Raw genomic sequence first — 15,517 nt, 5'->3', positions numbered from 1 at the left:
GGTTTTACCGTGGTCAACGTGACCGATGGTGCCGACGTTGACGTGCGGCTTGTTACGTTCAAATGATTGCTTAGCCACGAGTCTATCCTCTTAAATCAAGCAATTGCTTAAATCAGTTCTGTTTAATTACAGCTTCGGCGATGTTGTTAGGAGCTTCGGCATAGCACTCGAACTCCATAGAGTAGGTTGCACGACCCTGAGACGCAGAGCGCAGGTCAGTCGCATAACCAAACATCTCACCCAGCGGCACCTGGGCACGGATCACCTTGCCGGAGCTGCTGTCTTCCATGCCCTGAACCAGGCCACGACGACGGTTGAGGTCACCCATCACATCGCCCATGTACTCTTCAGGAGTCACGACTTCCACTTTCATCATCGGCTCGAGCAGGCAAGGACTTGCTTCCATTGCATACTTTTTGAGCGCCTGAGAAGCCGCGATTTTAAACGCCATCTCGTTGGAGTCAACTTCATGGAAGGATCCGTCGTACAGACGCGCCTTGAGGCCGATCAGCGGATAACCCGCGATAACCCCGTTCTTCATCTGCTCTTCGATACCCTTCTGGACAGCCGGGATGTATTCCTTCGGAATCGCACCACCAACCACCTCGTTGACGAACTCCAGCCCTTCTTCATCACTCGGGCTGAACTCTACAACAACGTGACCATACTGACCGCGACCACCTGACTGACGGGCAAACTTGTGGTTTGCGACAACAGGCTTGCGGATCTTCTCGCGGTAGGCAACCTGCGGCTTACCGATGTTGGCTTCAACCTTGAACTCGCGACGCATACGGTCGACGATGATATCCAGGTGCAGCTCACCCATACCGGAGATGATGGTCTGACCGGTTTCTTCGTCGGTTTCAACGCGGAAAGAGGGGTCTTCCTGGGCCAGTTTACCCAGCGCAATACCCATCTTCTCCTGGTCAGCCTTGGACTTCGGCTCTACGGCAACGGAGATAACCGGATCCGGGAACTCCATGCGCTCGAGCACGATCTTGTTGTCCAGATCGCACAGGGTATCACCGGTGGTGACATCTTTCAGGCCGATCAGTGCAGCGATATCGCCGGCGCGGACCTCTTTGATCTCATCACGGTTGTTAGCATGCATCTGCACCATACGGCCGACACGCTCTTTACGCTCCTTGACAGAGTTGTACACGCTGTCGCCGGAGTTCAGAACGCCCGAGTAGACGCGGATGAAGGTCAGCGTACCGACGAACGGGTCGGTCGCGATCTTGAACGCCAGCGCAGAGAACGGCGCGTCGTCGTCAGCTTCACGAGTCGCAACGGTCTCGGCCGCGTCGTCCAGCGTACCTTCGATCGCCTTGACCTCGGTCGGAGACGGCAGGTATTCGATTACCGCGTCGAGAACCGCCTGAACGCCCTTGTTCTTGAATGCAGAACCGGCCAGCATCAGGATCACGTCGTTAGCCAGGGTGCGCGCGCGCAGACCGGCCTTGATCTCTTCGATGGTGAGTTCACCCTCTTCGAGATACTTCTCCATCAGCTCTTCGTTGGCTTCAGCAGCCGCTTCAACCAGCTTCTCATGGTACTCTTCGGCCTTGGCCTGGAGCTCAGCCGGAATATCACCCAGTTCGTAGGTCATACCCTGGTCGGCTTCGTTCCACCAGATCGCCTTCATGATGACCAGGTCGACGACGCCCTTGAACTCGTCTTCGGCACCGATCGGCAGGTTGATCGGCACAGCCTTCGCACCCAGACGGTCCTTCAGCTGCTTCTCAACCATGTAGAAGTCAGCACCGGCGCGGTCCATCTTGTTGACGAACACCATGCGGGGCACTTCGTATTTGTTAGCCTGACGCCATACGGTCTCGGTCTGCGGCTGCACGCCGGAAGACGCGCACAGTACAACAACAGCACCGTCGAGCACGCGCAGGGAACGTTCTACTTCGATAGTGAAGTCAACGTGTCCCGGGGTGTCGATAATGTTGACACGATGCTGTTCGAACTGCTGGTTCATACCGGCCCAGAAACAGGTGGTAGCAGCAGAGGTGATGGTGATACCACGCTCCTGTTCCTGCTCCATCCAGTCCATGGTAGCCGCACCGTCATGCACCTCACCGATCTTATGCGACAGACCTGTATAGAACAGGACGCGCTCGGTAGTGGTGGTCTTGCCGGCGTCTACGTGAGCACAGATACCGATGTTACGGTAGCGCTCGATAGGAGTTTTACGAGCCACGACTCATTCCTCGGAAGTTTAGAAGCGATAGTGGGCAAAAGCCTTGTTGGCTTCAGCCATACGATGCACATCTTCGCGTTTCTTAACAGCAGAACCACGACCTTCAGCAGCGTCGATCAGTTCACCAGCCAGACGCAGCGCCATGGATTTCTCACCACGCTTGCGTGCGGCGTCAACCAGCCAGCGCATGGCCAGAGCCGTGCGGCGGGACGGGCGAACTTCAACAGGAACCTGGTAGGTAGCACCACCGACACGGCGGGATTTAACTTCGACTACCGGCTGCACAGTCTCGAGCGCTTTGTCGAACAGCTCGATCGCATCACCTTTGGTGCGCTCTTCGATCTTGCTCAGTGCGCCATACACGATGCGCTCAGCAACGGACTTCTTGCCGCTGACCATCAGATGGTTGATAAATTTTGCCAGTGTAATGTTACCGAATTTAGGATCCGGCAGGATTTCGCGCTTCGCAGCTACGCGTCTTCTAGGCATTGATAAGCCCTCTAAAAATGTAAAAGGTCTTCAGGTTCATCAGGATGTCGTATGACACCTGTCCTTACTCTTATCGTCTTTCGGGTTAGCCAAACAGCTCAAGAACCGGATTACTCGGACACCTGACTGGCAAAGCCTCGCCGTCTAACGAGGGATCAAGACTTCGGACGCTTCGCACCGTACTTGGAACGAGCCTGTTTACGGCCGTTAACGCCGGAACAGTCCAGAGAACCACGAACTGTGTGGTAACGCACACCCGGGAGGTCCTTAACACGACCGCCGCGGATCAGAACTACAGAGTGCTCCTGCAAGTTATGACCTTCACCACCGATGTAGGAGGAGACTTCATAACCGTTGGTCAGACGCACACGGCAGACTTTACGCAGTGCCGAGTTCGGCTTCTTCGGGGTAGTGGTGTACACACGGGTACATACGCCACGACGCTGGGGGCATGCCTGCAGCGCAGGTACGTCGCTTTTTTCTACCGCGCGCTTACGCGGCTTGCGAACCAGCTGGTTGATTGTTGCCATTAAGCAAACTCCACGTTTGGTTTATTAGCACCATACTAAAAAGACCGGGCCTGCCGAAAAGCAATCCCAGTCACGAAAGGGCCGGAATTCTACTCAATTCCAGCCCCCGGCGTCAAATATTGAGCAGTTTTTACTCAATGTCATTCATGGAAGCATTCAGTGCTTCAGTCAGAGCCTGCTGCACCTCTTCCGCGCTGACGGTGACGCTTTCACCGGCCTGGGCCCGCTTGCGCTTGCGCTCGCTATGGTAAGCCAGACCGGTACCGGCCGGGATCAGACGACCCACGACCACGTTCTCTTTCAGACCACGCAGGTAGTCTTTCTTGCCGGTTACCGCACCTTCGGTCAGTACGCGGGTTGTCTCCTGGAAGGAGGCCGCGGAGATGAAGGATTCGGTGGCCAGCGATGCCTTGGTGATACCCAGCAGGATACGTTCGAACTTGGCCGGGATCTTGCCTTCGGCTTCCAGCGCTTCGTTCTCTGCAACCACTGCGGCGTACTCAACCTGCTCACCCGGGATGAAGCTCGAGTCACCGCCTTCGGTGATCTCAACCTTACGCAGCATCTGACGCACAATCACTTCGATGTGTTTGTCGTTGATGCCTACACCCTGGAGGCGGTAAACGTCCTGAATTTCGCTGACGATGTACTTGGCCAGCTCGCCGACACCGAGGATATGCAGGATATCGTGAGCGTTGGACGGACCATCGGAGATAACTTCGCCCTTCTCGACCGTTTCACCCTCGAATACGTTCAGGTTACGCCACTTCTGGATCATGATTTCGTAAGGATCTGAACCGTCATGCGGTGTGATCACCACGCGACGCTTACCCTTGGTCTCCTTACCGAAGGTCACGGTACCAGACAGTTCGGCCAGCACGGCAGACTCTTTCGGACGGCGCGCCTCGAACAGGTCGGCAACGCGCGGCAGACCACCGGTGATATCCTTGTTGACCGTACCTTCCTGCGGCAGACGGGCGAGGATGTCACCCATCTGCACCTCAGCGCCGTCATTCAGCGTGACGATGGACTTCGGCGGCAGCAGGTACTGAGCCGGCATCTCGGTACCGGTGTGGTACACATCGTTGCCGTTGGCATCGACCAGCTTGATCATCGGGCGGATATCCTTACCCGCCTGCGGACGATCCTTGGCATCAAGCACCTCAATAGTGGACAGGCCGGTCAGCTCATCCGTCTGGCGCTTGATGGTGATACCGTCTTCCATACCGCCGAACTGCAAGCGACCACCCACCTCGGTGACGATCGGGTGAGTGTGCGGGTCCCAGTTGGCGACGATGGCGCCAGCATCGACACGATCGCCGTCCTTCACCTTGATCACCGAGCCGTACGGCAGCTTGTAGCGCTCTCGCTCACGACCGTGTTCGTCGGTCACACCCAGCTCACCGGAGCGGGAGGTCGCCACGATGGTGCCGTCGGAACGCTCTACATATTTCAGGTTGTGCAGACGAACTTCACCGCCATTCTTGACCTGAATGCTGTCGACCGCGGCCGCCCGCGACGCCGCACCACCGATGTGGAACGTACGCATGGTCAGCTGGGTACCCGGCTCACCGATCGACTGCGCGGCGATAACACCAACGGACTCACCGATGTTGACCTGGTGACCGCGACCCAGGTCGCGACCGTAACAGGATGAACAGATACCGTGACGGGATTCACAGGTGATCGCTGAACGAACGAACACTTCGTCGATACTACTGTAGGCTTCGTCGTTTTCGAGACGGGCAACCCAGGCCTCATCGATCAGCGTACCGGACGGAATCAGCACGTCGTCACCGGCCGGGGTCAGTACATCCTGAGCCACCACGCGACCCAATACACGCTCACCCAGCGGAATGACCACATCACCGCCTTCGATCATCGGCTGTACCTTGAGACCCTTATCGGTGCCACAGTCGTGCTCGGTGATCACCACGTCCTGTGCCACGTCGACCAGACGACGGGTCAGGTAACCGGAGTTCGCGGTCTTCAATGCGGTATCCGCCAGACCCTTACGTGCACCGTGGGTAGAGATGAAGTACTGCAGTACGTTCAGACCCTCACGGAAGTTCGCCACGATCGGTGTCTCGATGATGGAGCCGTCCGGCTTCGCCATCAGACCACGCATACCGGCGAGCTGACGGATCTGCGCGGCGCTACCACGGGCACCGGAGTCGGCCATCATGTAGACGGAGTTGAAGGACTCCTGATCAACCACCTTACCTTCGGCATTGGTGACCTTGTCGACCTTCAGGTTGTCCATCATCTTCTTGGCCAGCACCTCGTTGGCACGGGACCAGATATCCACAACCTTGTTGTATTTCTCGCCCTGGGTTACCAGGCCGTCACCGAACTGACGCTCGATCTCTTTCACTTCGGCATCCGCCTCGGCGATGATCTGCACCTTCTCGTCCGGGATAACGAAGTCGTTAACACCGATGGAAGCGCCGGACACGGTGGCCTGGCGGAAGCCCATGTACATCAGCTGGTCGGCGAAGATAACGGTGTCCTTCAGACCACAGCGACGGTAGGCTTCGTTGAGCAGGCGGGAGATCGCCTTCTTCTTCATCGGCTGGTTGACCAGCTCGAACGGCAGGCCTGCCGGCACGATATCGAACAGCATGGCACGGCCAACGGTAGTCTCCTGCAGGCCGTAACGCTCTTCCACATTACCTTCGATATCGCGGATGGTCTCCTGGATACGCACCTTGATCCGTGCCTGCAGGTGGACCTGCTTGGCGCCGTAGGCACGCTGGATCTCCTTGATATCGGAGAACACCATACCCTCGCCCGGTGCCGCGATGCGCTCACGGGTCATGTAGTACAGACCCAGTACCACGTCCTGCGACGGTACGATGATCGGCTCGCCGTTGGCCGGTGACAGGATGTTGTTGGTGGACATCATCAGCGCGCGCGCTTCGAGCTGCGCTTCGATGGTCAACGGCACGTGAACGGCCATCTGGTCACCGTCGAAGTCGGCGTTGTACGCCGCACACACCAGCGGGTGCAGCTGGATCGCCTTACCTTCGATCAGCACCGGCTCGAACGCCTGGATACCCAGACGGTGCAGGGTCGGCGCACGGTTCAGCAGTACTGGATGCTCGCGGATCACCTCGTCGAGGATATCCCATACCAGCGGCTCTTCGCGCTCAACCATCTTCTTGGCCGCCTTGATCGTGGTGGCGTAGCCACGCAACTCAAGCTTGGAGAAGATGAACGGCTTGAACAGCTCCAGCGCCATTTTCTTCGGCAGACCGCACTGATGCAGGCGCAGGTAGGGACCAACCACGATAACGGAACGGCCGGAGTAGTCGACACGCTTACCGAGCAGGTTCTGACGGAAACGACCCTGCTTACCCTTGATCATGTCGGCCAGGGACTTCAGCGGACGCTTGTTGGAGCCGGTGATGGCACGGCCGCGACGACCGTTGTCGAGCAGCGCGTCGACCGATTCCTGCAGCATGCGCTTCTCGTTGCGCACGATGATATCCGGCGCATTGAGATCGAGCAGACGCTTCAGACGGTTGTTACGGTTGATCACGCGGCGGTATAGATCGTTCAGATCGGAGGTCGCGAAGCGACCACCATCCAGCGGTACCAGCGGACGCAGATCCGGCGGCAGTACCGGCAGCACTTCCATGATCATCCACTGCGGATCGTTGCCGGACTTGTAGAACGCCTCGATCAGCTTCAGACGCTTGGACAGCTTCTTGATCTTGGTATCGGAGTTGGTCTGCGGGATCTCTTCGCGGATGCGCTGGATCTCGCCTTCCAGATCGATCGAGGCCAGCAGCTCCTTGATCGCCTCGGCACCCATGCGGGCGTCGAACTCATCACCGAACTCTTCCAGTGACTCGAAGTACTGCTCGTCGTTGAGCATCTGACCGCGCTCGAGCGTGGTCATGCCCGGGTCGATGACGACGAAGGATTCGAAGTAGAGCACGCGCTCGATGTCGCGCAGCGTCATATCCAGCATCAGACCGATGCGGGACGGCAGTGACTTCAGGAACCAGATGTGAGCAACGGGGGATGCCAGTTCGATATGACCCATGCGCTCACGGCGCACCTTGGTCATGGTCACTTCGACACCACACTTCTCACAGATCACACCACGGTGCTTCATGCGCTTGTACTTGCCGCACAGGCACTCGTAGTCCTTGATCGGGCCAAAGATCTTGGCACAGAACAGACCGTCACGCTCCGGCTTGAAGGTACGGTAGTTGATGGTCTCCGGCTTTTTCACTTCGCCGTAAGACCAGGAGCGGATCATCTCCGGCGATGCCAGCGAGATTCGGATGGAATCGAACTCGTCGGACTGGCCCTGGGACTTCAGCAGATTCAGCAAATCTTTCATTGTCGTATAGCTCCTACGCGGAGTTCTCAGCGCCGGTGCCTCTCATCGTGAAAGGCACCGACTGGTGATCAGTTAGGGACTTATTCGCTCTCGAGCTCGATATCGATACCGAGGGAGCGGATCTCCTTGATCAACACGTTGAACGATTCCGGCATACCCGGCTCCATCCGGTGATCGCCGTCGACGATGTTCTTGTACATCTTCGTACGGCCGTTCACGTCGTCCGACTTCACGGTCAGCATCTCCTGCAGAGTGTAGGCGGCGCCATATGCCTCGAGCGCCCAGACCTCCATCTCACCGAAGCGCTGACCACCGAACTGCGCCTTACCACCCAGCGGCTGCTGGGTAACCAGGCTGTAGGAACCGGTGGAACGCGCGTGCATCTTGTCGTCGACCAGGTGGTTCAACTTCAGCATGTACATGTAGCCGACAGTGACCGGGCGGTCGAACTTGTCGCCGGTGCGGCCGTCGTACAGCGTGAACTGACCGGAATCATCCATATCCGCCAGACGCAGCAGCGACTTGATCTCGGCCTCTTTGGCACCGTCGAATACCGGCGTTGCCAGCGGCACACCGCCCTTCAGATTGGTCGCCAGAGTCAGGATCTCCTCATCGCTGAAGCTATCCAGGTCCTCTTTACGTCCGCAGCTCAGACCACCGTGTTCGGCGTTATAGATCTGATCCAGGAAGCCACGCACCTCTTTGGCGGTTTCCGCCTTGGCGCGCTCCACTTCGAGCATATCGTTGATCTTGCGACCCAGACCTTTGGCCGCCATACCCAAGTGGGTTTCCAGGATCTGACCGACGTTCATACGCGACGGTACACCCAGCGGATTCAGCACGATGTCGACCGGCTCGCCGTTCTCGTCGTAGGGCATATCCTCGACCGGCATGATCACCGAGATAACACCCTTGTTACCGTGACGACCGGCCATCTTGTCACCCGGCTGCACGCGGCGCTTGGTGGCGACGTAGACCTTGACGATCTTCAGCACGCCCGGGGCCAGATCGTCGCCGGTCTGCAGCTTGCGCTTCTTGTCTTCGAAACGCTTGTCCAGGTTCTCACGACGCTCTTCAAGCTGCTTCTGCGCCAGCTCGAGCATCTCCTGAACCGTCTCGTCGGCGACACGGATCTTGAACCACTCGGACTTCTTCAGCCCATGCAGGAACTCGGAACCGATCTCTTCGCCTTTCTTCAGGCCGGCACCGCCGTCGGCCTTGAGGCCTACCAGCGCGCGCTCGAGACGCTCGAAGGTGGCCTGTTCGACGATACGGAACTCGTCGTTCAGGTCCTTGCGAATCTTGTCCAGCTCGGACTTCTCGATGGAGAGCGCACGCTCATCCTTGGCCACGCCGTCACGGGTGAACACCTGAACATCGATAACCTTACCCAGGGTACCGGTCTTCACGCGCAGCGAGGTGTCCTTTACGTCGGACGCCTTCTCACCGAAGATCGCACGCAGCAGTTTCTCTTCCGGGGTCAGCTGGGTTTCGCCCTTCGGCGTCACCTTGCCGACCAGGATATCGCCCGGGCCCACTTCGGCACCGATATGCACGATACCGGACTCGTCCAGCTTGGACAGCGCCGCCTCGCCCACGTTGGGGATATCCGCGGTGATCTCCTCAGGCCCCAACTTGGTGTCGCGCGCGACACAGGTCAGTTCCTGGATGTGGATGGTAGTGAAGCGATCTTCCTGTACCACCCGCTCGGAGATGAGGATGGAGTCCTCGTAGTTGTAACCGTTCCAGGGCATGAATGCGATGCGCATGTTCTGGCCCAGCGCCAGCTCACCCAAGTCGACAGAGGGACCGTCGGCCATGATATCGCCACGCTCTACCTGCTCGCCCGGACGCACGATGGCGCGTTGGTTGATACAGGTATTCTGGTTGGAACGGGTGTACTTGGTCAGGTTGTAGATATCCACACCTGCGTCACCGGCTTCCACCTCTTCGTCACGGACGCGGACCACGACACGACCGGCATCGACCGACTCGATCACACCGCCGCGACGAGCCACCACGCAGACGCCCGAGTCGCGCGCCACGTTACGCTCGATACCGGTACCGACCAGCGGCTTCTCGGAGCGCAGGGTCGGCACGGCCTGACGCTGCATGTTTGAACCCATCAATGCACGGTTGGCGTCATCGTGCTCGAGGAACGGGATCAGCGATGCCGCAACCGATACCACCTGACGGGGAGACACGTCCATGTACTGCACGTTCTCTTTTGGCGTCACGGTGAATTCGTTGAGGTGACGGACGGCAACCAGGTCGTCGGTCAGCTCCATGTTCTCATTCATCGCCGCCGAGGCCTGAGCGATGACATACTTACTCTCCTCGATGGCGGAGAGGTAATCGATCTCGTCGGTGACCTTGTTGTCGATAACGCGACGGTACGGCGTCTCCAGGAAGCCGTAATCGTTGGTACGCGCGAAGACCGCCAGCGAGTTGATCAGACCGATGTTCGGACCTTCAGGTGTCTCGATCGGACATACACGACCGTAGTGGGTCGGGTGTACGTCACGGACTTCGAAGCCGGCACGCTCACGGGTCAGACCGCCCGGGCCCAACGCCGATACCCGGCGCTTGTGGGTGATCTCGGACAGCGGGTTGTTCTGGTCCATGAACTGGGACAGCTGGGATGAACCGAAGAACTCCTTGATCGCCGCAGCCACCGGCTTGGCGTTAATCAGGTCCTGCGGCATCAGGTTGTCCGCTTCTGCCATGGACAGTCGCTCGCGCACGGCACGCTCGACACGCACCAGACCGACACGGAACTGGTTCTCGGCCATCTCGCCCACGGAGCGGATACGGCGGTTACCCAGGTGGTCGATATCATCGACAACACCCTTGCCGTTACGGATCTCGATCAGGGTCTTCATGACATCGAGGATGTCGTCCTTGTCGAGGATGCCGGAACCGGTTTCGTCTTCACGACCCAGGCGACGGTTGAACTTCATGCGACCGACCGCAGACAGGTCGTAACGCTCTTCGGAGAAGAACAGATTCTCGAACAGGCCTTCCGCAGACTCTTTGGTCGGCGGCTCGCCGGGACGCATCATACGGTAGATCTCGACCAGCGCTTCCAGCTGGTTGCGGGTCGGATCGATGCGCAGGGTATCGGAGATAAACGGGCCGCAGTCCAGATCGTTGGTGTACAGCGTTTCCAGACGGTCGATACCCGCCTTGCGGATCTTGGCGATCAGGTCTTCGGTCACTTCGGTGTTGCAGGGCGCAAACACCTCACCGGTAGAAGGATCCATCAGATCCTTGGCCAGCGCCTTGCCGATCAGGTATTCAGAGGGCACGTTCAGCTGCCCCATACCCGCCTGCTGCATCTGACGGATGTGACGCGGGGTGATACGACGACCCGCTTCTACAATGGTTTTGCCTTCGGGATCCTTGATCTCGAACGACATGGTTTCACCGCGCAGGCGCTCGGGGATCAGATCCATCCAGATCTGCTCGCTCTCCAGCGTCCAGCCAGTGGTTTCAAAGAAGGTATCGAGAATCTCTTCCGCCTGGAAGCCGAGTGCACGCAGCAGAATGGTTGCCGGCAGTTTACGGCGACGGTCGATACGCACGAACAGCGCATCCTTGGGATCGAACTCGAAGTCCAGCCAGGAACCGCGGTAGGGAATGATACGCGCGGAGTAAAGCAGTTTGCCGGACGAGTGGGTCTTGCCCTTGTCGTGATCGAAGAACACACCCGGTGAACGGTGCAGCTGCGATACGATCACGCGCTCGGTACCGTTAACGACGAAGGTACCGTTCTCGGTCATCAGGGGCATTTCGCCCATGTAGACTTCCTGCTCCTTGATATCCTTGATCGCCTTGGTAGAGGAATCACGATCGTAGATGATCAGGCGCACTTTAACGCGCAAAGGAGCCGCATAGGTCACACCACGCTGCTGACATTCGGCAACGTCAAAAACGGGTTCACCGAGGCGATAACCGGCGTATTCCAGCGCCGCGTTTCCGGAATAGGAGACGATCGGGAATACGGAATTGAATGCAGCGTGCAGCCCCTCTTCCTTGCGCCCTTGCGCAGAGTCGGAGCCCGCTTGCAGAAACTTGCGGTAGGAATCGAGCTGGATCGCAAGCAGGTATGGCACATCCATTACCTGCGGCAGCTTACCGAAATCCTTACGTATGCGTTTCTTCTCAGTGTATGAATAAGCCATCAGTGTTCCCCAGCATGTGCACCTAGGTTGAGAAGCCAGCCCCCTGATATCAGCTATCAGCGGACTGTTATACCGTCATTTATTTGCTGTCTATAAATAACGGAAAAAGGCCGGTGGCATTTCGCCACCAGCCATACGCCTTTAAGCAGTACTAAGCTGCTTGCAACGCATCGAAGCGATTACTTGAGCTCAACGGTAGCGCCGGCTTCTTCCAGCTCTTTCTTCAGAGCTTCAGCTTCTTCCTTGGAAGCAGCTTCCTTGACGGTAGACGGTGCGCCGTCGACCAGTTCTTTCGCTTCTTTCAGGCCCAGACCGGTAGCACCGCGGACAGCCTTGATGACGTTGACTTTCTTGTCGCCGGCAGCGGTCAGGATAACGTCGAATTCGGTCTGCTCTTCAGCAACAGCAGCTTCACCAGCCGGGCCGGCAACAACAGCAGCAGCAGCAGAAACACCGAATTTTTCTTCCATTGCAGAAACCAGTTCTACAACGTCCATGACAGACATTTCAGCGATAGCGTTGATGATATCTTCTTTAGACAGAGACATTTTCTAAATCCTATAAACGTGTGTTAAATCGTAGGTCACTGCGCCAATTAGGCTGCAGCACCCTCTTTCTGTTCGCGAATAGCCGCAATAGTGCGTACCAGCTTGCCTGCAGCCGCTTCTTTCATACAGCTCATCAACTTGGCGAGAGCTTCTTCGTATGTCGGCAGGCTTGCCAGCATCGCTACGTCCACGACGTTGCCTTCAAAAGCAGCCGCTTTCAGTTCGAACTTTTCATTGCCCTTGGCGAAGTCCTTCAGGATGCGAGCGCCGGCGCCCGGGTGTTCCTGAGAGAAAGCAATGATGCTCGGACCGACAAAGCTGCCCTGCAGACACTCGAAAGCGGTACCTTCAACTGCACGACGCGCCAGGGTGTTACGGACCACTTTCAGCCACACACCGTTCTCACGCGCCTGCTTACGCAGTGCAGTCATATCGCCCACTTCTACGCCACGGGAGTCCGCAACGACAGCAGAGAGCGCATTCTTGGCAGCTTCCTGGACTTCAGCGACGATCGCTTTTTTGTCTTCGAGTCCTAATGCCACAATTTACTCCTGGATTGAGTCTTTCGACTGTTTACCAACCACCCCGCTTACGCGAGGTTGAGTACGGTGGTCTTGATTCACACGTGAATCTCACCGTCTGCGCAGGCTGGTTGGCCCATTAAGGCAGACGCGGAAAAACCGCTCTGCCACCTGCGGTCTTTGACGGCCTTCGTCTCTGTCACAGAGGTCACGAAGACCCTCAAAAAACCTTCAGATCAATCAGATGGCCAGAGTGCCCTGATCAACCAGCAAACCCGGGCCCATGGTAGTGGACAGGGTTACTTTCTTCAGATACACGCCCTTGGCGGAAGAAGGCTTCAGCTTCTTCAGATCGGCGATCAGCGCTTCAACGTTCTCTTTAACAGCCACGTCGCTGAAACCAACCTTGCCCACAGAGCAGTGGATGATGCCGTTCTTGTCGGTACGGAAACGCACCTGACCAGCTTTGGCGTTCTGTACGGCAGTCGCAACGTCCGGAGTCACGGTACCGACCTTCGGGTTCGGCATCAGACCGCGCGGACCCAGGATCTGACCCAGCTGACCGACAACACGCATCGCGTCAGGCGTTGCGATCACAACGTCAAAATCCAGGTTACCGCCCTTGACCTGCTCGGCCAGATCGTCGAAACCGACGATATCGGCACCGGCAGCCTTGGCTTTCTCGGCGTTGTCGCCCTGCGCGAACACAGCAACACGCACGTCTTTACCGGTGCCGTGCGGCAGCACGGTAGAGCCACGAACGACCTGATCGGATTTACGCGGATCGACGCCCAGGTTAACGGCCACGTCCAGAGATTCGGTAAATTTAACCGCAGACACTTCAGCCAGCAGAGCAACCGCCTCGTTGATTGCGTACGCCTTGCCCGCTTCGATCTTTTCGCGGATCGCCTTCTGGCGCTTAGTCAGCTTAGCCATTATTCATCACCCTCAACAATCAGACCCATGGCACGCGCACTACCGGCGATGGTGCGTACGGCAGCATCCATATCGGCAGCGGTCAGGTCCGGCATCTTAACGGTTGCGACTTCTTCCAGCTGAGCGCGGGTAACGGTACCCACCTTCTCGGTGTTCGGACGGGAAGAGCCGCTCTTCAGACCTACAGCCTTCTTCAGCAGAATGGAAGCCGGCGGAGTCTTGGTGATGAAGGTGAAGCTACGGTCGCTGTATACGGTGATCACGACAGGAATCGGCAGACCCGCTTCCATGCTCTGAGTCTGTGCGTTGAACGCCTTACAGAACTCCATGATGTTGACACCGTGCTGACCCAGAGCAGGACCTACTGGGGGACTCGGGTTGGCCTGACCAGCTTTTACCTGCAGCTTGATATAAGCATTGATTTTCTTAGCCATTAAGCTACTCCTGAGGGTTCAAACGCCTTTCGGCTCCCCTTTCTTTCACAACAAGAGGGCGACCGCGCAAGCACGGACACCCTCCCCATAAAATCTTTTATTATCAGGCCTTTTCGACCTGACCGAACTCCAACTCAACAGGCGTCGAGCGACCAAAGATCAGCACAGCCACCTGGAGACGGTTCTTCTCGTAGTTAACCTCTTCGACCACACCGTTAAAGTCGGCGAACGGACCATCGGTGACACGCACCATCTCACCCGGCTCGAAGACAGTCTTAGGCCTCGGCTTATCCACACCGCTTTCGACGCGCTGCAGGATTTCATTGGCCTCTTTTTCGGTAATCGGCGCCGGCTTATCCGCCGTACCACCGATGAAACCCAGCACACGCGGCGTATCTTTCACCAAGTGCCAGGTCTGATCGTTCATGACCATGTTCACCAGAACATAGCCTGGATAAAACTTGCGCTCGGACTTGCGCTTCTTGCCATCACGAATCTCAACCACCTCTTCGGTGGGAACCAGAATCTCACCAAAGAGATCCTGCATACCGTGACGATCAATACTTTCCGTCAGCGCTTCCTTTACCTTCTTCTCATAGTTGGAGTAGGCATGCACAACGTACCAGCGTTTCTTTTCCGTACTCATGCTCGCTCAACCTCAACCTATAGCGCCTGAAACAACCCAACCCAGCAGCGAATCCAGACCCCAGAGCAGCAGCCCCACAATCAGCACCGCCACCACAACGATCGCCGTTGTCTGCAGAGTTTCCTGACGGGTCGGCCACACCACCTTGCGAATCTCGTTCTTCGCCTCTTTAAAAAGCCGGAAGAACGCACGACCCTTGGCAGTCTGAAATGCTACAAACCCCGCCACCAGTGCCAAAAACAGGAGTGCAAGCACCCGATACAGCAGGGACTCGCCGGCAAACATCGAGTTGCCAACCACCCCAACCGCCACGAGAGCAACAACAACGAGCCACTTCAGGCCGTCGAGTTTTGATCCTTCGGAAGTCACTTTAGAATTCACGCCAGGTGCCTCGGAAAAATGAAAGCTTGCGCTTTGCTTGACGCCATTCCAGATCCGGAATGGCAGGCCAGGAGGGACTCGAACCCCCAACCTGCGGTTTTGGAGACCGCTGCTCTGCCAATTGAGCCACTGGCCTACTGCGTAACAGGGAGGCACATTATATGCACCTCCCCGCCACATCGCAACACTAAATATAAGTTTTTACGCGATAATCTTGGATACAACACCCGCACCAACGGTACGGCCGCCTTCGCGGATCGCGAAGCGCAGACCTTCTTCCATGGCGAT

At 57.3% G+C, this 15,517-nt stretch carries 12 protein-coding genes, 1 tRNA gene and 1 pseudogene; all 14 read right to left on the bottom strand.

Annotation, left to right across the window (positions count from 1 at the left end; all coding sequences use genetic code 11):
* A pseudogene (locus KQ940_RS22180) lies at window positions 1–78 on the bottom strand (GTP-binding protein); the annotation flags it as partial.
* Between the two features lie 34 nt (window positions 79–112).
* Window positions 113–2,206 carry an elongation factor G gene (gene fusA / locus KQ940_RS22175; RefSeq protein WP_217416832.1) on the bottom strand — a complete coding sequence of 698 codons (2,094 nt, stop codon included), beginning with the start codon at window positions 2,204–2,206 and terminating at the stop codon, window positions 113–115.
* An 18-nt stretch (window positions 2,207–2,224) separates the two neighbouring features.
* On the bottom strand, window positions 2,225–2,695 hold the full coding sequence (rpsG, locus tag KQ940_RS22170) for a 30S ribosomal protein S7 (protein ID WP_217416831.1): 471 nt from the start codon (window positions 2,693–2,695) through the stop codon (window positions 2,225–2,227).
* 155 nt (window positions 2,696–2,850) lie between these two features.
* Window positions 2,851–3,225: a 30S ribosomal protein S12 gene (gene rpsL, locus KQ940_RS22165; protein ID WP_036191102.1), complete on the bottom strand. Its 375-nt coding sequence runs from the start codon at window positions 3,223–3,225 to the stop codon at window positions 2,851–2,853.
* Window positions 3,226–3,355: 130 nt separating this feature from the next.
* The gene (gene rpoC, locus KQ940_RS22160) at window positions 3,356–7,579 is read right to left on the bottom strand and encodes a DNA-directed RNA polymerase subunit beta' (RefSeq protein ID WP_217416830.1); all 4,224 of its coding nucleotides are present in this window, start codon (window positions 7,577–7,579) and stop codon (window positions 3,356–3,358) included.
* A gap of 80 nt (window positions 7,580–7,659) precedes the next feature.
* Window positions 7,660–11,763 (bottom strand): DNA-directed RNA polymerase subunit beta, encoded by a 4,104-nt coding sequence (gene rpoB, locus KQ940_RS22155; protein ID WP_217416829.1) that lies wholly within the window; start codon window positions 11,761–11,763, stop codon window positions 7,660–7,662.
* 179 nt (window positions 11,764–11,942) lie between these two features.
* On the bottom strand, window positions 11,943–12,311 hold the full coding sequence (gene rplL, locus KQ940_RS22150) for a 50S ribosomal protein L7/L12 (protein WP_217416828.1): 369 nt from the start codon (window positions 12,309–12,311) through the stop codon (window positions 11,943–11,945).
* Window positions 12,312–12,358: 47 nt separating this feature from the next.
* Window positions 12,359–12,853, bottom strand: a complete 495-nt coding sequence (rplJ, locus tag KQ940_RS22145) for a 50S ribosomal protein L10 (RefSeq protein ID WP_188752353.1) — start codon at window positions 12,851–12,853, stop codon at window positions 12,359–12,361.
* Window positions 12,854–13,072: 219 nt separating this feature from the next.
* Entirely contained in the window at window positions 13,073–13,768 is a 696-nt protein-coding gene (rplA, locus tag KQ940_RS22140) for a 50S ribosomal protein L1 (RefSeq protein WP_217416827.1), read from the bottom strand.
* On the bottom strand, window positions 13,768–14,202 hold the full coding sequence (rplK, locus tag KQ940_RS22135) for a 50S ribosomal protein L11 (protein WP_217416826.1): 435 nt from the start codon (window positions 14,200–14,202) through the stop codon (window positions 13,768–13,770). Before rplK ends, rplA begins: the two co-directional genes overlap by 1 nt.
* 103 nt (window positions 14,203–14,305) lie before the next feature.
* Window positions 14,306–14,848 (bottom strand): transcription termination/antitermination protein NusG, encoded by a 543-nt coding sequence (gene nusG / locus KQ940_RS22130; RefSeq protein WP_217416825.1) that lies wholly within the window; start codon window positions 14,846–14,848, stop codon window positions 14,306–14,308.
* A 12-nt stretch (window positions 14,849–14,860) separates the two neighbouring features.
* Complete coding sequence (gene secE, locus KQ940_RS22125; RefSeq protein WP_217416824.1) at window positions 14,861–15,229, bottom strand: preprotein translocase subunit SecE; 369 nt, start codon at window positions 15,227–15,229, stop codon at window positions 14,861–14,863.
* 60 nt (window positions 15,230–15,289) lie between these two features.
* Window positions 15,290–15,365, bottom strand: a tRNA-Trp gene (locus KQ940_RS22120).
* 65 nt (window positions 15,366–15,430) lie between these two features.
* Window positions 15,431–15,517: EF-Tu C-terminal domain-related protein (locus tag KQ940_RS22115; RefSeq protein WP_485020582.1), on the bottom strand; the 87-nt coding region annotated here is incomplete at its 5' end.

The sequence above is a fragment of the Marinobacterium ramblicola genome (assembly GCF_019084545.1).
In the GTDB taxonomy this organism is placed as follows: domain Bacteria; phylum Pseudomonadota; class Gammaproteobacteria; order Pseudomonadales; family Balneatricaceae; genus Marinobacterium_D; species Marinobacterium_D ramblicola.
Note: the sequence above shows the minus strand (reverse complement) of the source record. Positions and strands in the feature narration are given on the sequence as shown.